Annotated in this window: 17 protein-coding genes and 1 tRNA gene; 8 read left to right on the top strand and 10 right to left on the bottom strand. The window is 65.2% G+C overall.

The genetic code is table 11. The features are described 5' to 3' along the window. Positions 1–370: 370 nt before the first annotated feature. The 4 genes from htpX to def all read right to left on the bottom strand — a co-directional run bounded on the left by htpX (position 371) and on the right by def (position 3,696). A complete protein-coding gene (gene htpX, locus BMI01S_RS07145; RefSeq protein WP_028211924.1) occupies positions 371–1,222 on the bottom strand; it encodes a zinc metalloprotease HtpX in 852 nt (283 codons plus the stop codon). Between the two features lie 142 nt (positions 1,223–1,364). Then, positions 1,365–2,015: a LysE family translocator gene (locus BMI01S_RS07140; RefSeq protein WP_028211925.1), complete on the bottom strand. Its 651-nt coding sequence runs from the start codon at positions 2,013–2,015 to the stop codon at positions 1,365–1,367. Positions 2,016–2,129: 114 nt separating this feature from the next. Further along, positions 2,130–3,125, bottom strand: a complete 996-nt coding sequence (gene fmt / locus BMI01S_RS07135) for a methionyl-tRNA formyltransferase (protein ID WP_028211926.1) — start codon at positions 3,123–3,125, stop codon at positions 2,130–2,132. A gap of 67 nt (positions 3,126–3,192) precedes the next feature. Further along, a complete protein-coding gene (gene def, locus BMI01S_RS07130) occupies positions 3,193–3,696 on the bottom strand; it encodes a peptide deformylase (protein WP_028230487.1) in 504 nt (167 codons plus the stop codon). Between the two features lie 285 nt (positions 3,697–3,981). Between def and dprA the strand changes: the two genes are divergently transcribed. From dprA to BMI01S_RS07115, 3 genes are all read left to right on the top strand, one after another. Further along, positions 3,982–5,250: a DNA-processing protein DprA gene (gene dprA, locus BMI01S_RS07125; RefSeq protein ID WP_028211928.1), complete on the top strand. Its 1,269-nt coding sequence runs from the start codon at positions 3,982–3,984 to the stop codon at positions 5,248–5,250. Positions 5,251–5,342: 92 nt separating this feature from the next. Then, the gene (locus tag BMI01S_RS07120; RefSeq protein WP_028211929.1) at positions 5,343–5,720 is read left to right on the top strand and encodes a thioredoxin family protein; all 378 of its coding nucleotides are present in this window, start codon (positions 5,343–5,345) and stop codon (positions 5,718–5,720) included. Between the two features lie 279 nt (positions 5,721–5,999). Further along, on the top strand, positions 6,000–8,654 hold the full coding sequence (locus tag BMI01S_RS07115; RefSeq protein ID WP_028211930.1) for a DNA topoisomerase III: 2,655 nt from the start codon (positions 6,000–6,002) through the stop codon (positions 8,652–8,654). Between the two features lie 110 nt (positions 8,655–8,764). Here BMI01S_RS07115 and BMI01S_RS07110 read toward each other — a convergent pair whose 3' ends face one another. Both BMI01S_RS07110 and BMI01S_RS07105 read right to left on the bottom strand, forming a co-directional pair. Continuing rightward, entirely contained in the window at positions 8,765–9,883 is a 1,119-nt protein-coding gene (locus tag BMI01S_RS07110) for a LysR family transcriptional regulator (protein WP_028211931.1), read from the bottom strand. A gap of 314 nt (positions 9,884–10,197) precedes the next feature. Then, entirely contained in the window at positions 10,198–12,048 is a 1,851-nt protein-coding gene (locus tag BMI01S_RS07105) for a phosphoenolpyruvate carboxykinase (GTP) (protein WP_028211932.1), read from the bottom strand. 428 nt (positions 12,049–12,476) lie between these two features. On the opposite strand from BMI01S_RS07105, the gene BMI01S_RS07100 reads away from it, so the two are divergent. Beyond that, on the top strand, positions 12,477–13,490 hold the full coding sequence (locus BMI01S_RS07100) for a D-2-hydroxyacid dehydrogenase family protein (RefSeq protein WP_028211933.1): 1,014 nt from the start codon (positions 12,477–12,479) through the stop codon (positions 13,488–13,490). 66 nt (positions 13,491–13,556) lie between these two features. Here the strand turns inward: BMI01S_RS07100 and BMI01S_RS07095 are convergent, their stop codons facing one another. Next, on the bottom strand, positions 13,557–14,435 hold the full coding sequence (locus BMI01S_RS07095) for a patatin-like phospholipase family protein (protein ID WP_028211934.1): 879 nt from the start codon (positions 14,433–14,435) through the stop codon (positions 13,557–13,559). A 48-nt stretch (positions 14,436–14,483) separates the two neighbouring features. Then, positions 14,484–14,888 (bottom strand): PaaI family thioesterase, encoded by a 405-nt coding sequence (locus BMI01S_RS07090; RefSeq protein ID WP_028211935.1) that lies wholly within the window; start codon positions 14,886–14,888, stop codon positions 14,484–14,486. 265 nt (positions 14,889–15,153) lie between these two features. Between BMI01S_RS07090 and BMI01S_RS07085 the strand changes: the two genes are divergently transcribed. After that, positions 15,154–15,229 (top strand) — tRNA-Lys (locus BMI01S_RS07085). A gap of 83 nt (positions 15,230–15,312) precedes the next feature. On the opposite strand, the gene BMI01S_RS07080 is transcribed toward BMI01S_RS07085, so the two are convergent. Together BMI01S_RS07080 and BMI01S_RS07075 are read right to left on the bottom strand one after the other, a co-directional pair. Beyond that, the gene (locus BMI01S_RS07080) at positions 15,313–15,570 is read right to left on the bottom strand and encodes a hypothetical protein (RefSeq protein WP_042288721.1); all 258 of its coding nucleotides are present in this window, start codon (positions 15,568–15,570) and stop codon (positions 15,313–15,315) included. Positions 15,571–16,005: 435 nt separating this feature from the next. Further along, entirely contained in the window at positions 16,006–16,203 is a 198-nt protein-coding gene (locus BMI01S_RS07075) for a hypothetical protein (RefSeq protein WP_028211937.1), read from the bottom strand. Positions 16,204–16,532: 329 nt separating this feature from the next. On the opposite strand from BMI01S_RS07075, the gene adh reads away from it, so the two are divergent. The 3 genes from adh (at position 16,533) to BMI01S_RS07060 (ending at position 19,091) form a co-directional block, all read left to right on the top strand. Continuing rightward, positions 16,533–18,053: an aldehyde dehydrogenase gene (gene adh, locus BMI01S_RS07070; RefSeq protein WP_028211938.1), complete on the top strand. Its 1,521-nt coding sequence runs from the start codon at positions 16,533–16,535 to the stop codon at positions 18,051–18,053. 78 nt (positions 18,054–18,131) lie between these two features. Then, positions 18,132–18,512 (top strand): DUF779 domain-containing protein, encoded by a 381-nt coding sequence (locus tag BMI01S_RS07065; RefSeq protein ID WP_028211939.1) that lies wholly within the window; start codon positions 18,132–18,134, stop codon positions 18,510–18,512. A gap of 99 nt (positions 18,513–18,611) precedes the next feature. Further along, complete coding sequence (locus BMI01S_RS07060; RefSeq protein WP_028211940.1) at positions 18,612–19,091, top strand: AraC family transcriptional regulator; 480 nt, start codon at positions 18,612–18,614, stop codon at positions 19,089–19,091. The last annotated feature ends 86 nt before the right edge of the window (positions 19,092–19,177 follow it).

Raw genomic sequence — 19,177 nt, 5'->3', positions numbered from 1 at the left:
CCGGATGCGGGCCGCGGCGAACCGTGGCGTCAAGGGTGCACAAGCGAGCCATTGTAGCGTGGTGAGCGCGCAACACTGCCAGCGGCGCACGACGCCGTTAGCCGCGCGATTCTCGCAAGGCGCGCGGATGAGGAAAGCGGCGGAATATTGCCGCGTGCATCGTCGCGAAGTTTGGGCGCCTATATGACGTGCGCCATGCGTCCTGGCTCACCGGCGTCCATTTCGCGTTCATCGTCGATTCTCGCGCGCCAGCGGTCGTTGCGGGTTTCGGCTCTTGCCAGCGCGCGGCATGCGCCCGGCGATGCCGCAGTCACCGGTTGAATAAAAAAAAGCGCCTCCAAAGAGGCGCTCTTTCTACTCGGCTTGCCACTTAGCGTCTGCCGGCGGCCATGTCCATCAACCGGCGGATGCGCTCCTCGGTGGACGGGTGGGTGCTGAAGAGGTTCTGCAAACCGCCGCCCGAGAGCGGGTTCATGATCATCATCTGCGCCGTGGCGGGATGCGCTTCGGCCGTCGCGAACGGAATGCCCTGCGCGTAGCGATGAATCTTGTCGAGCGCCGTGGCGAGCGCTTGCGGATCGCCGGAAATCTGGGCGCCGCCGCGGTCCGCCTCGAACTCGCGCGCCCGCGAGATCGCCATCTGGATCAGGGCGCCCGCGATCGGCGCGAGCAGCGCCACGGCGATGCTCGCGATCGGATTCGCCGGACGGCCGTTCTCGTCGCGTCCGCCGAAGATCATCGCGAAGTTGGCGAGCGCCGAGATCGCGCCGGCCATGGTGGCCGAGATCGTCGAGATGAGAATGTCGCGGTGCTTCACGTGCGCCAGCTCGTGCGCCATCACGCCGCGCATTTCGCGCTCGGACAATACGCGCAGAATGCCCCTGGTCGCCGCGACCGCCGCGTGCTCGGGGTTGCGGCCCGTCGCGAAGGCGTTGGGCGCGTCCTCGTTGATGAGGTAGACGCGCGGCATCGGCAGTTCCGCACGCGTGGCCAGATCGCGGACCATGCGATAGAACTGCGGCGCCGTGGTCTCGTCGACTTCCTGCGCGTTGTACATGCGCAGGACCATCTTGTCCGAATACCAGTACGAAAAGAAGTTCATGGCGAGCGCGAAGAACAGCGCCAGCATCATCCCGCGCTGCCCGCCGATCAGCCCGCCGATCACGATGAAAAGGGCCGTAATCGCGGCCATCAACATCGCGGTTTTGACCCAGTTGAACATGTGCTGTGCTCCTTCACCCGCCAGGGATCGAATCGTTCGTTGGACGCCCGCCGCCCAGCCCGGTCAGCCGTGCTGGCGCGAACGCATTGTAAGTGATTTGTTAGATATGGGCGGGCGCGAAAAATTCAATCTCAGCGCGACCTCAGCGCGTGGCGGTGGCGAGCTTCACGCCAAGGCCGACGAAGGCCGAGCCAACCGTGCGGTCGAGCCACTTCTTCACGCCGGGTTTGCCAGAAAAGCGCTGCGTGACGCTGCCCGCCACCCACGCGACAAAGCTGTTCCAGACGGTGCTCATCGCGACGAACACCGCCCCGAGCATCAGGAAAGCGAGGGCCTTGTGCGCGCTGCCCGTGCTCACGAATTGGGGGAAGAACGAGACGAAGAACAGCACGACCTTCGGATTGAGCACGTTGGTGCAGAAGCCCGAAACAAAGAGCTTGCGCAACGGGCGCGGCGCGGCGTCCGACGCGGCGCGCGGTGCGCCTTCGCCTACCGGGCTGGGTTCGTGCCTTGTCAGGATGAGCCGCACGCCCAGGTACACGAGATAGACGGCGCCGACGATCTTGATGACCGTGAACGCCGTGGCCGAGGCCGCGAGCAGCGCCGTCAGACCGAAGGCGCAGGCAACCACGTGCACGCAGCAACCCGCCGAGATGCCGAGTGCGGAAACGAGACCGGCGCCGCGGCCCTGCGCGACGCTGCGGCCGACGATATAGGCCGTGTCGGGGCCCGGCGTCACGTTCAGGAGGAAAACGGCGACGAGGAAAAAACCGAAATGGGTGATGCCGGGCATGACGACCTCTGGACCATGAAACGCGCCGAAGCGCCATCGATTTTAGCGCGCGGCTCGCGGCATGGCATCGGGCGCGCGAGTCGTCGTCAGGGCGCGCCCGATGCCGTGCCGGGCTCAGGCTGCGGACGCTTCCGGCAGCTGGAAACGCTGCCCCGCCGCGAGCGGCATGCCGGCAAGGAATTCGCGCGCGGGGAGGCGCTTGCCGCCCGGCTTTTGCAGTTGCATGAGGCGCAGCGCGCCCTCGCCGCACGCTACCACCACGCCCGCCGGCCCTGCCTCCAGAATCTCGCCGGGCTGGGCGGCCGAGCCGGCCCGGTGCTCCACCGGTTCGGCGGCCCACAGCTTGAGCTGCGCGCCATCCAGGGTGCCCGCGCCGCCCGGAAACGGGTCGAACGCGCGAATCTGGCGCGCGAGCGCCACAGCCGGCCGGCGCCAGTCGAGCGCGGCCTCGTGCTTGCCGATCTTTTCGGCGTAAGTCGCGCCCTCGGCCGGCTGCGGCGTGGCAGGCAGCGCGCCGTCGCGCTCGAGCGCGACGAGCCCATCGACGATCAGCTTGGCGCCGAGTTGCGCGAGGCGGTCGTGCAGTGTCGCCGTGGTGTCGTGGGGGGCAATCGCGGTGCGGACCTCGGAGATCATCGGACCGGTGTCGAGCCCCGCGTCCATCTGCATGAGCGTGATGCCGGTTTCCGTGTCACCGGCTTCGATCGCGCGATGAATCGGCGCGGCGCCGCGCCAGCGCGGCAGGATCGATCCGTGAATGTTGATGCAGCCGTGCGGCGGTATATCGAGCACTTCCTGCGGCAACAGCAGTCCGTACGCGGCGACCACCATCACGTCGTGCGGCGTCGCGCGCAGCAGGTCCAGCGCCGCGGCAGCTTCCTGCGGATACTTGCCCGTGCGGCGCAGCGACGGCGGCTGCGCAACGGCGATGCCATGCTCGTGCGCGTAGCGCTTGACGGGGCTCGCCTGCAGCTTCATTCCGCGGCCAGCGGGGCGATCGGGCTGGGTGAGGACGAGCGGCACGGCAAAGCCCGCTTCGTGGATCGCCGCGAGTGCGGCGGCGGCGAATTCCGGCGTGCCGGCAAAGATGACGCGAAGGGTATGGCTCATAGGCGCTCGCTGCCCGGTTGGCTCGAAGCAGGGGGATGAAGGGAAGAAACGGCGCGGCGCAAGACGATCACATCGCGCGCTCGAGCTTCTTCATCTTGCTCTTGATGCGCGTCTGCTTGAGCGGCGACAGGTACTCGACGAACACCTTGCCCATCAGGTGATCCATCTCGTGCTGGATGCACACCGCGAGCAATCCTTCGTAGTCCACCTCGTAGCTCTCGCCCTTTTCGTTGATCGCGCGCACGCGCACCCTTTCCGCGCGCTCGACTTCGTCGTAAATGCCGGGCACGGAGAGGCAGCCTTCCTCGTGCACTTCGCGCTCGTCGCTCGACCAGACGATTTCCGGGTTGATGAACACGCGCAGTTCGTTGTGCGTGTCGGATACGTCGATCACCACCACGCGCTCGTGGACGTCGACCTGGGTCGCCGCGAGGCCCACGCCAGGCGCGGCGTACATGGTTTCGGCCATGTCGGCGACGAGCTTGCGGATGCGGTCGTCGACCACGTCGACTGGCTTTGCGACCTTGTGCAGGCGCTTGTCCGGGTAATGAAGAATGTTCAGTAGAGCCATGACTTGACGGGTTTCTCGTTAGGCGCCCAGCAAAAAGCCAGGATCGAGGCGACGCCACGCGGACTGGCCATTCGGCCAGCTTGCAGGTCTCATGCCGGATACGGAGGATATGCACGCATATACGGATGCAGGGACCGCAATTCAACGTTGCATGCGCTGTCGCCCGCGCGCTCACGCCTGAAGGCGTGCGCCCGCGACCAGGGATGAGGGCGCCACGGTGTATTTCGGATAGTGAAAATTTTATCACGATGTGCGGCAAACGGTCCGCGCGCGGAGGACGCGATGCTGACGACCTTGCCGTTGTCTCCCGAAGAACTGGCCGCCTGGCTGCGCCTTGCACTCGCGCGCGGTCTGAGGCCGGCGGCGCTGCGGGCGCTGCTCGGTGCATTCGGGCTGCCGCAGAACATACTGGCGCAGCCTTTCACCGCACTCGCCGCCGTGGCCGGCGCGCAAGCCGCTCGCGCCGCACTGGCCGAGCCCGGCACGGACTTCGCGCCGCAGGTCGAAGCGTTGCGGGCATGGTGCGCTGCGCCCGGCAACGCGCTCGTCACGCTCGCCGACCCGGCCTATCCGCCGCGCTTGCTCGCGATGCCCGATCCACCCGCCCTGCTTTACGCGAAGGGCCGGCTCGATCTGCTCCATGCTCGCGCGGTGGCCGTCGTGGGCAGCCGCAACGCCACACCGCAGGCCATGGAAGACGCGGCGCGCTTCGCGCGCTCGCTGGCCGCTTCGGGCCTCACCGTGGTCTCGGGGCTCGCCCAGGGCGTGGACGGCGCCGCCCATCGCGGGGCGCTCGACGAACGGGCGGGCACCGTCGCCGTGATCGGCACGGGCGCGGATCTCGTCTATCCGGCGGTGCATCACGCGCTCGCCACGCAGATTGCCGCGCGCGGAGCGATCGTCTCCGAGTGGCCGCTTGGCACGCCGGCGCGCTCGGCGAACTTTCCGCAACGCAACCGCGTGATTGCCGCGCTCGTGGAAGGCGTGGTCGTGGTCGAGGCCGCGGAGCGTTCGGGCTCGCTCATCACGGCACGCCTCGCCAACGAAATGGGGCGCGACGTCTTCGCGCTGCCCGGTTCGATTCACGCGCCGCTCACGCGCGGCTGCCATGGCCTCATCAAGCAGGGCGCGCAACTGGTCGAAACGCCGGAAGAGGTGCTCGATGCGCTGAACCTCGGGCAACCGGCGGCCACCCGTGGGTCTCGCGGGGCGCAACGAGGTCACCTCGGCCCGAAAGTCTCGGTGCCCTTCGATCGTATGCAGCGCAACGCCAACGAAACGGTGCCGCTACCGCTCCAATCCTCTCCACCGCTGCCTGACGTAGCACGAAAAGAAGGCATTTCTTCGCGCACCGGCCTGAGCGCAGACGCCCTGCGACTGCTGGAAGCGCTGGGTCACGCCCCCGCCACGGTTGAAATCCTCGCCCAGCGCACCGATATGCCGGAAGCGGCATTGCAAGGCACGCTATTGCAACTGGAACTCGCGGGACACCTCGATGCACTGCCGGGCGGCTGGTTCGTGCGCGCTTCCCGCAGCCAGGACGGCTGCCAGTGAGCCGCACCGGGGAGTGCCGCCGCGGCCGTGCCGCCGTGATACATTCGCGCCAAACACCCCGCTCTATATATAAGAGAACGCAAGGAACGACCATGCCCGCGCTAAACCTCGACACCGACGCCGAACAGATCGCCGAGCGCGTCAGCAACCCGGACACGCTGTTCGTCGCGTGTCTGTGCGCGCAGTGGTGCGGGACGTGCCGCGACTACCGGGCCACGTTCGACCGCATCGCCGATGCGCATCCCGAGATCTGCTTCGCGTACATCGATATCGAAACCCATGCCGACCGCTTCGACGACCTCGATGTCGAGAACTTCCCGACCATCCTGATCGAAGACGGCCATGCTACGCGATTCTTCGGCACGGTGCTGCCGCACGCCGCCGTGGTCGAGCGCATGCTCGCGGACCTCACTGCGCTGCCTGGCGTGGCCGATGCCCCAAAACTGCGGCCCGCGCTAACTGCCGTCTGAGCGCAACTCGCGTCGGAGTCCGATCGGCCGCGCCGCTTGCCGCGCGGCTTCGCGCGCCCTTATGATTGGGCGCCCCAGGAGGTGTCCGGCAGGTTCCGGGCAGGTGCGCAGGCGTCGCCACGAGATGACACAAAAATCGACGCCGTCGCGCCATGTGCTATAAAGCGGTCGAGAAAGACCCCCGAAGCGGGGCAGCATAGCCGGGCATCGCGCCCAAGCGCCCATTCGAGCGGCATCGGCCCCGGGGGCGCCAACCGGATACACCACAAGCAACCAGTCATGTCCAAAGCTCTGATCATCGCCGAGAAGCCATCCGTCGCGAACGACATCGCGCGCGCTCTGGGCGGTTTTACCAAGCATGACGAGTACTACGAGAGCGACGACTACGTGCTCTCGTCGGCAGTCGGCCATCTGCTGGAAATCGCCGCGCCCGAAGAATACGAGGTCAAGCGCGGCAAGTGGAGCTTCGCCCACCTGCCCGTGATCCCGCCGCACTTCGACCTGAACCCGATCGCCAAGAGCGAATCGCGGCTCAAGGTGCTCAACAAGCTGATGAAGCGCAAGGACGTCACCAAACTGATCAACGCCTGCGACGCGGGGCGCGAGGGCGAACTGATCTTCCGCCTGATCGCGCAGCACGCGAAGGCGAAGCAGCCAGTCCAGCGCCTGTGGCTCCAGTCGATGACGCCCCAGGCCATCCGCGAGGGCTTCGCGAACCTGCGCAGCGACGACGACATGCAGCCGCTCGCCGACGCCGCGCGTTGCCGCTCGGAGGCCGACTGGCTCGTCGGCATCAACGGCACGCGCGCGATGACCGCGTTCAACAGCAAGGGCGGCGGCTTCTTCCTCACGACCGTCGGCCGCGTTCAGACGCCAACTTTGTCGATCGTCGTGGAACGTGAGGAGAAAATCCGCCGTTTCATCCCGCGTGACTATTGGGAAGTGCGTGCGGAGTTCGTCTGTGCGAGCGGTTTCTACGAGGGCCGCTGGTTCGACCCGAAATTCAAGAAAGACGAGTTCGATCCGGAAAAACGCGACTCGCGCCTCTGGAGCCTGCCGGCCGCCGAAAGCATCGTGGCGGCCTGTCATGGCCGCGAAGGCACGGTAAGCGAGGAATCGAAGCCGTCCACCCAGCTCTCGCCCGCGCTCTTCGACCTGACGAGCCTCCAGCGCGAAGCCAATGGCCGCTTCGGCTTTTCGGCCAAGAACACACTCGGCCTCGCCCAGGCGCTGTATGAAAAGCACAAGGTGCTCACCTACCCGCGTACCGATTCGCGCGCGCTGCCGGAGGACTACCTCGGCACCGTGAAAGAGACGCTCGAGATGCTCAAGGAGAGCAACAACTACCTGCCGCACGCCAAGCAGGTGCTCGACAAGGGCTGGGTGAAGCCGAACAAGCGCATCTTCGACAACTCGAAGATCAGCGACCACTTCGCCATCATCCCCACGCTGCAGGCGCCGAAGTCGCTCTCGGAGCCGGAGCAGAAGCTTTACGACCTGGTCGTGAAGCGCTTCCTCGCCGTGTTCTTTCCGGCAGCCGAGTATCGCGTCACGACGCGCATCACCGAAGTCGCCGGCCATCACTTCAAGACGGAAGGCAAGGTGCTGGTCGAGCCGGGCTGGCTGCAGGTCTACGGCCGCGACGCGGGCGGCGACGACGCCAATCTCGTGCCGGTAAAGAAGGACGAGAAGGTGAAGACCGACAAGATCGCCGCGCACCAGCTCGTGACCAAGCCGCCCGCACGCTACAACGAAGCGACGCTGCTCTCGGCCATGGAAGGCGCCGGCAAGCTCGTGGACGACGAAGAGCTGCGCGAGGCGATGGCCGCCAAGGGGTTGGGCACGCCGGCCACGCGCGCGGCCATCATCGAAGGCCTGCTCGGCGAAAAGTATCTCGTGCGCGAAGGGCGCGAGCTGATTCCCACGGCCAAGGCGTTCCAGCTCATGACGCTGCTGCGCGGTCTCGGCGTGGAAGAACTCACCGCGCCGGAACTGACCGGCGAGTGGGAGTACAAGCTTTCGCAGATGGAGCGCGGCAAGCTCCCGCGCGATGCGTTCATGCAGGAAATCGCCCGCATGACGCAGACCATCGTGAAGCGCGCGAAGGAATACGACTCCGACACCATTCCCGGCGACTATGCGACGCTGGAAACGCCGTGCCCGAACTGTGGCGGCCAGGTGAAGGAAAACTATCGCCGCTTCGCATGCACGAAGTGCGAGTTCTCGATCTCGAAGATTCCGGGCGGACGCCAGTTCGAAATCCCGGAAGTGGAAGAGCTGCTGCAGAACAAGACGATCGGCCCGCTCTCGGGCTTCCGCAGCAAGATGGGGCGGCCCTTCTCGGCCATCCTCAAGCTCTCGTTCGACGACGAGATCAAGAACTACAAGCTGGAGTTCGATTTCGGCCAGGACGCCGGCGCCGAGGATGGCGAAGCGCCCGACTTCTCGCAGCAGGAGCCCGTAGGCGCGTGCCCGAAGTGCAAAGGCCGCGTGTTTGAGCACGGCATGAGCTATGTCTGCGAGCATTCGGTCGCGAATCCGAAGTCCTGCGACTTCCGCTCGGGCAAGGTGATCCTCCAGCAGGAAATCACGCGCGACCAGATGGCGAAGCTGCTGGCAGAGGGCCGCACCGACTTGCTGACGAACTTCAAGTCGTCGCGCACGGGCCGCAACTTCAAGGCCTTCCTCGTCAAACAGCCGGACGGCAAGATCGGCTTCGAGTTCGAGAAGAAGGAGCCGAGCGCGAAGACGGCCGCAAAGACGGCAGCGAAGAAGTCGGCCGCAACGACCGAGGCCCCGGGCGATGCCGTGAACGATGCAGACGAAGCAGCGGCAGAAGCGAAGAAACCCGCACGCAAGACGGCGGCCGCCAAGGCCGCACCGGCGCGCAAGACCGCCGCTCGCAAGACGCCGGCGCGCAAGACGGGCTCGTAGGCCGCCGCCTCTTCGCGGGCCGTCGCCGCCCCAGGCGCGATTGTGCAAAAAGGCGCAGCTTCCCTCGAAGCTGCGCCTTTTTTATCGACCGATGAACGGCCATACCGCGCTTATAGCGGCGAAATCGCCGAAGTCCGGGTGCGTGCCGCCGACGGGCGTCCGACCTTGCGCGCGCGCTCGGCGTCCATGCCGGTGTGCTCGCCGTCGCGCCGGTTCGAAGCCCCCGAAGACTGCGCTTCGTCGAAGGATTCAGGCACGACGCCGTCACGCGCCGCCGCGGAGGCGCCGGCGGGCCGTGCGAGGCCATCCTTGACCCACTGCTCACCGAGCTGGCTGTTCGGCGTCTGGCTGAAGTGCTCGACGAGGTGGTCGATGAAGGTACGCACCTTGGCCGGCAGATGGCGGCGGCTAGGATACGCGACGTTGATCTCCACCTGCGGCAGGCGATAGTCGCCCAGCAGCCGCACGAGGCGCCCGCGCGTCATGTCACGGCCGATCAGGTAGCTCGGGAGAATCGCGATGCCCATGCCCAGCAGCGCGAACTGGCGCAGCATCTCCGTGTTGTTCGCCACGATCACATTGACCGGGCGCACGCGAACTTCGCCATCGGGGCCCGTAAAAACGCGCTCGTCGCCCCAGTACTCCGAGGGCAGCGAGAGGCTCGGGTGTTCCATGAGCTGCTCGGGGCGCGTGGGGGTGCCGTGTTTTTCGAGGTAAGCCGGCGTCGCGCATACGGTCATGCAGCCCGTCGTGAGGCGACGGGTGACGATGCTTGCGCTGCGCATCTGGCGCGCCGTCACGACGCCCAGGTCGAAACCCTCCTCCACGAGATCGACCTGGCGGTCGACCAGCGTGACGTCGGGAATGACCTGCGGATAACGCTGCGTGTACGTCTGCAGCACAGGGGCAAGATTGTGGAGACCGAACACCACCGGCGCGACGATGCGCAGGGTGCCTACCGGCTCGTGATTGCGCGCGACGACCATCTGCTCGACATCCTCGAGCTCATCGAGAATCTGCCGGGCGCGCTCGAGATAGACCTGGCCCGATTCGGTCAGGGAAAGACTGCGGGTCGTGCGATTGAGCAAACGCGTGCCGAGCCGGCCTTCGAGGTCGGCGACATGCCGCGTCGCAACCGCATTGGAGATATCCATCGCGGAAGCGGCCCGGGCGAAACTGCCGAGGTCGGCGACTTTGACGAAGACTCGCATCGACTGCAAATGATCCATGTGACAACTCCTGCTGTACTGCCCCCGCCGTTAATCAGCGGAGGAGATCGCGAATTCTCCTACGACAGCGGAAAACGTGCAGAAGTTGCCTCCCAAGCCCCTATTTTCTTTACGAATTCTTCGACTGCGCCCCAAAATGCATCAACCGCTGACGTATTGTTTCTGGGATAGAAACAATTTTGCGCGACGCAGCGAAAAGACCGGCCAACCGCCGAATAGACAGCCTTGCGCACTGCATCACCTGAGTCGGCGCCGGAATGGAAAATGGCCGCCCGTCGGCGGCCATTCTGTTAGCGAGCGCTCACTTCAGCCGATTACAGGCGTGTTTCCAGCGCTTCGCAAGCGTCCTTGAGCACTTTCGGCAGGCCATGCGCGAGTGTTTCGAACAATTCAGCGTGCAGTGCGAGTTCGGCGCGCCAGGCGTCGGGGTCGACAGAAATCACCTGTTCGAATTGCGCCTGCGTGAAGTTCAGGCCGCTCCAGTTGAGATCGTCGTAACGCGGCGACACGCCGAACGCATGTTCGCCACCGCTCGCGTTGCCCTCGATGCGGCGCACCATCCACTCGAGCACGCGCATGTTCTCCCCGAAGCCCGGCCAGACGAACTTGCCGTCCGGGCCCTTGCGGAACCAGTTCACGCAGAAAATACGCGGCAGCGTCGCGCCGAGCCTCGCCAGGCGATCGCCCACGTCGAGCCAGTGCCGGAAGTAGTCCGCCATGTTGTAGCCGCAGAACGGCAGCATCGCGAACGGGTCGCGACGCACCACGCCTTGCTGTCCCGCCGCTGCGGCGGTCGTTTCCGAGCCCATGGTCGCCGCCATGTAGACACCCTCGGTCCAGTCGCGCGCCTCGGTCACGAGCGGCACCGTGGTCGAACGGCGGCCGCCGAAGACGAAGGCGTCGATGGCCACGCCCTTCGGGTTCTCCCATTCGGGGTCGATCGACGGGCACTGAGAAGCCGGCGCCGTGAAGCGCGCGTTCGGGTGCGCGGCCTTGCGGCCGGTCTCCTTCGCAATGGCCGGTGTCCAGTCGTTGCCCTGCCAGTCGATCAGGTGCGCGGGCGGCTCGTCGGTCATGCCTTCCCACCAGACGTCGCCGTCATCGGTGAGCGCGACGTTCGTGAAGATCACGTTCTCCTTGAGCGTCGCCATCGCATTGAAATTCGTCTTTTCGCCCGTGCCCGGCGCCACGCCGAAGTAGCCCGCTTCCGGGTTGATCGCGTAGAGACGGCCGTCGGCGCCGGGCTTGATCCAGGCAATATCGTCGCCGATCGTGGTGACTTCCCAGCCGTTCATGGTGGGCGGCGGAATCAGCATGGCGAAGTTGGTTTTGCCGCACGCGGATGGAAACGCCGCCGCGACGTGGTATTTGCGGCCCTCGGGCGAGCGCACGCCGAGAATCAGCATGTGCTCGGCGAGCCAGCCCTCGTCCCGGCCCATGGTCGAGGCGATACGCAGCGCGAAGCACTTCTTGCCCAGCAGCGCATTGCCGCCATAGCCCGAGCCGTAGCTCCAGATCTCGCGCGATTCGGGAAAGTGGACGATGTACTTGGTCTTGTTGCACGGCCACGCCACATCCTTTTCGCCCGCAGCGAGCGGCGCGCCAACGCTGTGCACGCACGGGACGAACGGGCCGTCTTCGCCGAGCACGTCGTACACGGCGCGGCCCATGCGCGTCATGATGCGCATGTTCGCGACCACATACGGGCTATCCGAAAGCTCCACGCCGATATGGGCGATGGGCGAGCCGAGCGGGCCCATCGAAAACGGCACGACGTACAGGGTGCGGCCGCGCATCGCGCCCGCGAACAGGCCGTCGAGCGTCGCGCGCATCTCGGCGGGCGCGATCCAGTTATTGGTGGGACCGACATCCTCCTTGCGCGGCGAGCAGATGAAGGTGCGGTCTTCCACACGCGCGACATCCGATGGGTCGGAGCACGCGAGCCAGGAATTCGGGCGCTTCTGCGGATTGAGGCGGCGCATCGTGCCGGCCTCGACCATCTGCGCGCACAGGCGGTCATATTCCTCCTGCGAGCCGTCGCACCACACGATACGATCGGGCTGCGTATGCGCCGCGATCTTCTGCACCCAGTCGATCAGTTTCCGGTGCCGGACCCAGGCGGGCACCTGCGCGGCGGCCTGGGCTTGGTAATCGGGATGGTTCATCGAGCTGTCTCCATTTTTAGGGCTGTAAAAAGGGAATCGGCCCTTTTAGACGCTGCACGCGAGAGGCGCAACCGTTGCGAACCCAACGTTGATGGCAGGTCAACAGGCGGTTCGAATCGGACAGTTGGGCAGGTCGTCAAGGTCCTTTAGCCTGGGGTTCGAAACCGTCTGTAAAGCGGCTTGCATCGGAGCCCGACAAGCTGTTAAAAATTGCAAATTCGCGGCCGACGGCCGCGTCAACAAAACCTGCCTGCGTAGCCGAGGGGCTGCGCAAGCGAAATGCCCGCCGCCGCACGCGGCGAGCGACCTGAAAGCTCCCCATATTCATACCAGTCTTCCTGGCGCTGCATAGTGGGACAACCACCAGATAAACATCGAAGTCGCGCCGCGAATGACGCTGCGCAAAACACATACAACAACCCGCTGCCATGAAAATAGCCATCCTTGACGACTACCAGGACGCCGTCCGCAAGCTCGACTGCTTTCAACTGCTCGCCGACCACGAGGTCAAGGTTTTCAACAACACTGTGCGAGGGCTCGGCCAACTGGCCAGCCGCCTCGCCGAAGTCGAGGCCCTCGTGCTGATTCGCGAACGCACCCGCATCAGCTCGCAACTGCTCGACAAACTCCCGCATCTGCGCATGATCAGCCAGACGGGCAAGGCCGGTTCGCATATCGACATCGCCGCCTGCACCGAGCGCGGCATTGCCGTGCTCGAGGGCACGGGCTCACCCGTCGCGCCCGCCGAGCTCACGTGGGCGCTCATCATGGCCGCCCAGCGCCGCATTCCGCAGTACGTCGCCAACCTCAAGCAGGGCGCGTGGCAGCAGTCGGGCCTCAAGACCTCGGCGATGCCGCCGAACTTCGGTCTCGGCACGGTGATGCGCGGCCAGACGCTCGGCATCTGGGGCTACGGGAAGATCGGCCGGCTCGTGGCCGGGTACGGCAAGGCGTTCGGCATGCGCGTGCTGGTGTGGGGCCGCGAGCATTCGCTGGAGCAGGCGCGCGCCGACGGCTACGAAGCGGCCGCGAGCCGCGAGGCGCTGTTCGAGGAAAGCGACGTGCTTTCGCTGCATCTGCGCCTGCACGACGACACGCGCGGGATCGTGAAGCAGGAAGACCTGCTGCGCATGAAGCCCACGTCGCTGCTCGTCAACACGAGCCGCGCGGAACTGATGGAAGAGAACGCGCTGCTCGGCGCCCTCGCGCACAACCGGCCGGGCATGGTCGCAATCGACGTGTACGAAAGCGAGCCGATCCTGCAGGGCTACAGCCTGCTGCGCATGGAAAACGTGATTTGCACGCCGCACATCGGGTACGTGGAGCGCGAGAGCTACGAACTGTACTTCGGCGCGGCGTTCCGCAACATTCTCGCCTTCGATGCGGGCGATCACGCGAACGTCGCGAACCCCGAAGCGCTGAAGGGCGGCCGGCGCAAGTAAGCACGGCGTTATGGGGTGGCGCGCGCCGCCCTGCTTGCGTCCGCCTTTTGGCCGGCCGGCGCGCGCTCAAGCGCGCGCGGCCGCATCCATGACCTCGGGCAAACGCGCGAGGAAACGCTCGCCATCCACGCGGCCGAGGTTGTAAGCGTGCTGCATCTGCTGCGGGCTCGTGTAGTCCCAGCTCGAAATCGGCACCCTGGCCGAAGGCTGCACATACAGGCGTTGCTGCACGCCCTGCGCCGTCTGATGCGGCACCACGAACATCTGCGGACGCGGATAAAGCCGCGTCACCATCACCAGCACGCGGCCGGGCGTCTCGTCGAGCGCGCCGACCGGCACGTTGTCGACCATTCCGCCGTCGAGCACCGGGCGACCGTCGCGGCGCAGCACCGGCGTGAACGGCGGCGTGCACGACGACTGCAGGATGAGGTCGGCCAGATCCTCCACGCTCGCGCACTCCTGCGCCGTCACGAACTCCGGATGAAACCCGAGCTTGCGCCCGAGCGTGGGATGCAGCGTCTTGCGGATGTGCTTTTCGATGTTGTACGCGATGAGCCCCGCCGCCACGGCGCTGCGCGCGCCAAGCCAGCGCGGCACATGCGAAACGCCGATGCGGATCTCGGGCGCGTCCTGAAGCCGCGCGAACGGCTCTCCGTAGATGTCTAGCAGCGCCTGGCGATAAATGCGGTAATGCGGGAAAACCGATTCGCCGCGCAGCAGATTGCCCCAGTAGGCGTTGCGCTTGTTGTGACGCAGTGCTTCCTCGTAATAGCGCATCACCCAGTCGGCCTCGCGCATGTAGAGCATGCATGCGGTGGCCGCGCCCGCGGAGATGCCCGTGATGACGCGCGGGCGAATGCGCAGCTCAGGCTGGACGATGTCCCAGAAGCCCGCCTGCCACCAGCAGCGATTGCCGCCGCCCGCGAAAACCACTTGATCGAACATGCCTTGTGCGTCCCTCGAAACGACCGGAAACGATCGGAAGCGCCAAGCTTAATCGAGCAGCGCGTAGGTCGAGGTCGCGTGTACCGCCATCCGGCCGTCTTCGTCGTAGAGTTCTATTTCGCCGAACACCAGATTGCGGCCCATGCGCAGCACCCGGGCCGTCACGAGCACGTCGCCCTTGCGCACGGCGCGCATGAAGTTGGTGTTGAGCGCAACGGTGGTCATGGGCTTGAAGCCGCCGAGCGCGGCCGCGATCGCGACGATCATGGCCGTATCGGCCGCCGCCATGAAAACCTGGCCGCAGATCACACCGCCCGAGTGGCGCAGCTCGCCGGAGAACGGCAGGCGCAGGGTGGCGCTGTCGTCAGTCACTTCGACAGGTCTCATCCCGAGCGCGCGGACCCACGGGGCCAGCACGCGCTCCAGCAGCGCGTCGATTGCGTTGTCGTCCATCGTATGCCTTTGAGAAATGCGTGCCGCGCGGCGATTCCAGCCGGTTTGCGCCGGTTCCAACGATACGGCGACGCGCGGCGACTGGCGAGAAGCCCTTTGACGCCACGAAGTGGCGCCCATCATACCGGGACAGCGCGACCCCGCGGTGAATGCGCTCACGCCCCGTGTGGGACGGGCGTTAGACGCCGAAGTCAACTTTTTTCACAAAATTCGCAGAAGGGACTTGGCAAGTCCTGAAAAGTGATGCATAATCTTTCTTCTGTTGGGGGCGTTAGCTCAGTTGGTAGAGCAGCGGACTCTTAATCCGTAGGTCGAGTGTTCGAGTCACTCACGCCCCACCAGCGAATTCAGTCAAAAAGCCCGATCCTCGCGATCGGGCTTTTTGCATTTCTCACCCCTTTGCTGGTTTGCCAGGCCGCAGGCCCTACTTCGCGCGCCGCACGTCGCGGGACGCCTGCTTCGGGCGCGGCAGCCAGCGGCCGAGCGCCTCGAAGCCGTCGAGCTGCCTTAGCAGTGTATCGACGGTCGAAAGCTGGACATGAGTCAGGTGATTTTGCTTGAGCAGCGTATGCAGACGCTTGCGCCAGTAGGCGACGCCCATCACCGGCATCTCGAAATCACCAGCCAGCGACGGCGGCATCACACGCGCAATGTGCGCGATTTCCTGTTCGACGAATGTCATGGCTATCCCCGTTGGTCCCGCCGTAGGTTCTTTTCGTATGAAGTACTGTAGGACGCTCTGACGCTCGCGCCAGCCTACCCGTATGGATAGGTAACGAATAGTCCGACTAAAACGGGTATCGACCAGACCGGCGTCAGGGTTGGCAGCATCGCTCGGGCAGCTCGCGGCTCATGCGCCGATTCGCTCCCCGCACCGACCTTGCTTGCAACAAGCACAGAGCACAGGGCACACGAAATTTCGGAATCCAGATGATTTCATTCCGAACTGCCATCTTTGCTTTTCGCACGCTTCCTTGGGCTCTCAATCGTCCGCGGGAGGCAAGGCGCGATCCGCTCATGCTGGACGAAGATCGGAACTCGCGCCGCCCGCGCCTTATGTGGTTGGCGGCTTTTTATCGTGCCACGCTTGCACCCCAGATCCTCTGGCCGCCAGCACTCAGAGGAAAGGTTTGCCGTCCACCTGTTCGTAGACGACGTTGCCCTCGTCGTCTTCGAATTGCTCCAGATAGTTGCGTGCGCCGCATAGGGGGCAACGGAACAAGGGCCCCTGCCCTTCGTTCTTGATCACGACCTCGCTCTGTTCCCACGGGGTGCCGCAAGACTGGTTGCGGCAAACGAATGAAGTACTCGACATGCAGACTCTCCTGACTGTTAAGGGTGCAAAGCCTACCGCATGTTGTGGCTGGAGCGCGCAAATCTCCGATTCCAGCCGAAACGCGCCCCCAAAGGCTGTTCACTTCTTGAGCAATCGGGACGCTCGCTCTGTTCCGGCCTGACACAATCCGCTCGCCGCCCGCAAGGCCCGGGTCGCGCATTTCCCGGGCGCGGACGCGCCGGCCCACCGCCACGAAGCGAGGCGCGGCCGCGCCGCCGCGCTGGCATGCTTCTCGCGTTAGATGCCGCGGTAGCGCAGCTTCGCTGCGTCCATCCATATCGAGATCGAGAACACAGAGGAGCACGGAGATGAATCACGCTGAGATGCAATTCCTGACCACCGAATTCCCCTTCAAGAAGCAGTATGGCAACTTCATCGGCGGCGAGTGGGTGGCCCCGCTCGGCGGCGAGTATTTCGACGACATCTCGCCCATTACCGGTCACGCGTTCACGTCCATTCCGCGCTCGCGCGAAGCCGACATCGAACTCGCGCTCGACGCCGCCCACAAGGCCAAGGCCGCATGGGGCAAGACCTCGCCCACCGAGCGCGCCAACATCCTGAACCGCATCGCCGACCGGATCGAGCAGAACCTGCACAAGATCGCCGTTGCCGAAACCATCGACAACGGCAAGCCGCTGCGCGAAACGCTGGCCGCCGATATCCCGCTCGCCGTCGACCACTTCCGCTACTTCGCGGGCTGCGTGCGCGCGCAGGAAGGCGGCATCTCCGAGATCGATCACGACACGGTTGCCTATCACTTCCACGAGCCGCTCGGCGTGGTCGGCCAGATCATTCCGTGGAACTTCCCGATCCTGATGGCCGCCTGGAAGCTCGCGCCCGCGCTCGCGGCCGGCAACTGCGTGGTGCTCAAGCCGGCCGAGCAGACGCCCGCCTCGTTCCTCGTGCTCACCGAGCTGATCCAGGACCTCCTGCCGCCGGGCGTGCTCAACGTGGTGAACGGCTTCGGTCTCGAAGCCGGCAAGCCGCTCGCCTCGAACAAGCGCATCGCCAAGATCGCCTTCACGGGCGAGACGACGACGGGCCGCCTCATCATGCAGTACGCGGCCCAGAACATCATTCCGGTGACGCTCGAGCTGGGCGGCAAGAGCCCGAACATCTTCTTCGCCGACGTGCTCGACCACGACGACAGCTATTTCGACAAGGCGCTCGAAGGCTTCGCCATGTTCGCGCTGAATCAGGGCGAAGTTTGCACCTGCCCGTCGCGCGTGCTCATCGACGAGAAGATCTATGACCGCTTCATGGAACGCGCGCTCAAGCGCGTCGCGGCGGTCCAGCAAGGCCACCCGCTCGACACGAAGACCATGATCGGCGCGCAGGCCTCGCAGGAGCAGCTGGAGAAAATCCTTTCGTACATCGAGCTGGGCAAGCAGGAAGGCGCGCAATGCCTGATCGGCGGCGAGCGCAACCAGCTGAGCGGCGAACTCAGCGACGGCTACTACGTGAAGCCCACTGTCTTCCGCGGCCACAACAAGATGCGCATTTTCCAGGAAGAGATCTTCGGGCCGGTGGTTTCGGTCACGACCTTCAAGACCGAAGAAGAAGCGCTGGAAATCGCCAACGACTCGCTCTACGGCCTGGGCGCAGGCGTGTGGACGCGCGACGGTACGCGCGCCTACCGCTTTGGCCGCGCGATCCAGGCGGGCCGCGTCTGGACGAACTGCTATCACGCCTACCCCGCGCATGCCGCGTTTGGCGGCTACAAGCAGTCGGGCATCGGGCGCGAAAACCACAGGATGATGCTCGACCACTACCAGCAGACCAAGAACCTGCTCGTGAGCTATAGCGAGCAGCCGCTCGGGTTCTTCTGATCGCGCAGCGTGCCCATGGCGGCGCGCCCCGCGACGGGTGCGCCGCTTCGTCCATCACCTCATCGGGAGCGTTGCGACATGGTCGAACGCGTTACCGCCACACCGGCCGCACTCGCGCTGATCGAGCAGCTCGCGCGCGAGCACGGCCCCGTGCTCTTTCACCAGTCGGGCGGCTGCTGCGACGGCAGCGCACCCATGTGCTTTCCCGTCGGCGAGTTCATGGTCGGCAACGCCGACGTGCAACTGGGCGAGATCGGCGGCATGCCGTTTTACATGACGGAGGCGCAATATGAGTACTGGCAACACACTCAGCTCATCATCGATGCCGTGCCGGGCAGCGGCGGCATGTTTTCGCTCGAGCGACCCACGGGCCTGCGCTTTCTCACGCGCTCGCGGCTATACGACGACGCGGAGAACGCGTGGCTCGCGGAACATCCGGTAACGCGCGTGAGTCTCTGAGGCTCGCGCGGCACGTGAAGTACGTCGCCCGTGGCGCGGTGCTATCTTCGTTCGCATGCGGCTGCGCATTCGCGTGGCCATCGCATCGGAGGCACCATCATGCCAAACCATGAAGTGAAGCTCGTCACGCTCGAGCCAATGGATCTGCTCGCCGTCAGTCACGTGGGCCCGTACACGAAGATCGGTGACGCTTTCTACACGCTCGCGCAATGGCTCGGCGAGCGCAATGTGCGGACATCGGGCGCGAAGATGGTCGGCATCTATTACGACGATCCCAATACGGTCGAAGCATCGAAGCTGCGCTCGAAGGCGGCGCTGCATCTGGGGCACGAAACCGACGTGGAAATCGTGGCGCCTGTCGAGAAGTTTCAGCTGCGCGGCGGCGAGCACGCAATGATGCTGCACACGGGGCCGTACGAGGGGCTGCAGCGGGCGTGGATGTGGTTCTACAACGAAGGGTTGAACAGGCTGGGCCGGACTCCGGACTATTCGGCGCCTTCGTTCGAGATTTATCTGAATACGCCCGATCAGGCGGCGCCGGAGGACTTGAAGACGGAACTTTATATTCCGCTGGCTTGATGCGCGCTGTCCGCAGCAGGGTTCCCGCGATGCCGCCTGGGCAGTTTTCCGGCGGCATCGCCGTTTCCGATGCGAGGGTTCTAAGG

The organism is Paraburkholderia mimosarum LMG 23256 = NBRC 106338 (genome assembly GCF_000739815.1).
Lineage (GTDB): Bacteria > Pseudomonadota > Gammaproteobacteria > Burkholderiales > Burkholderiaceae > Paraburkholderia > Paraburkholderia mimosarum.
Note: the sequence above shows the minus strand (reverse complement) of the source record. Positions and strands in the feature narration are given on the sequence as shown.

Excerpts from the sequence above, each read along its gene's own strand:
- htpX (WP_028211924.1), bottom strand. The coding sequence starts at position 1,222 with ATGTTCAACTGGGTCAAAACCGCGATGTTGATGGCCGCGATTACGGCC.
- BMI01S_RS07140 (WP_028211925.1), bottom strand. The coding sequence starts at position 2,015 with ATGCCCGGCATCACCCATTTCGGTTTTTTCCTCGTCGCCGTTTTCCTC.
- fmt (WP_028211926.1), bottom strand. The coding sequence starts at position 3,125 with ATGAGCCATACCCTTCGCGTCATCTTTGCCGGCACGCCGGAATTCGCC.
- def (WP_028230487.1), bottom strand. The coding sequence starts at position 3,696 with ATGGCTCTACTGAACATTCTTCATTACCCGGACAAGCGCCTGCACAAG.
- BMI01S_RS07120 (WP_028211929.1), top strand. The coding sequence starts at position 5,343 with ATGCCCGCGCTAAACCTCGACACCGACGCCGAACAGATCGCCGAGCGC.
- BMI01S_RS07115 (WP_028211930.1), top strand. The coding sequence starts at position 6,000 with ATGTCCAAAGCTCTGATCATCGCCGAGAAGCCATCCGTCGCGAACGAC.
- BMI01S_RS07110 (WP_028211931.1), bottom strand. The coding sequence starts at position 9,883 with ATGGATCATTTGCAGTCGATGCGAGTCTTCGTCAAAGTCGCCGACCTC.
- BMI01S_RS07105 (WP_028211932.1), bottom strand. The coding sequence starts at position 12,048 with ATGAACCATCCCGATTACCAAGCCCAGGCCGCCGCGCAGGTGCCCGCC.
- BMI01S_RS07100 (WP_028211933.1), top strand. The coding sequence starts at position 12,477 with ATGAAAATAGCCATCCTTGACGACTACCAGGACGCCGTCCGCAAGCTC.
- BMI01S_RS07095 (WP_028211934.1), bottom strand. The coding sequence starts at position 14,435 with ATGTTCGATCAAGTGGTTTTCGCGGGCGGCGGCAATCGCTGCTGGTGG.
- BMI01S_RS07090 (WP_028211935.1), bottom strand. The coding sequence starts at position 14,888 with ATGGACGACAACGCAATCGACGCGCTGCTGGAGCGCGTGCTGGCCCCG.
- BMI01S_RS07080 (WP_042288721.1), bottom strand. The coding sequence starts at position 15,570 with ATGACATTCGTCGAACAGGAAATCGCGCACATTGCGCGTGTGATGCCG.
- BMI01S_RS07075 (WP_028211937.1), bottom strand. The coding sequence starts at position 16,203 with ATGTCGAGTACTTCATTCGTTTGCCGCAACCAGTCTTGCGGCACCCCG.
- adh (WP_028211938.1), top strand. The coding sequence starts at position 16,533 with ATGAATCACGCTGAGATGCAATTCCTGACCACCGAATTCCCCTTCAAG.
- BMI01S_RS07065 (WP_028211939.1), top strand. The coding sequence starts at position 18,132 with ATGGTCGAACGCGTTACCGCCACACCGGCCGCACTCGCGCTGATCGAG.
- BMI01S_RS07060 (WP_028211940.1), top strand. The coding sequence starts at position 18,612 with ATGCCAAACCATGAAGTGAAGCTCGTCACGCTCGAGCCAATGGATCTG.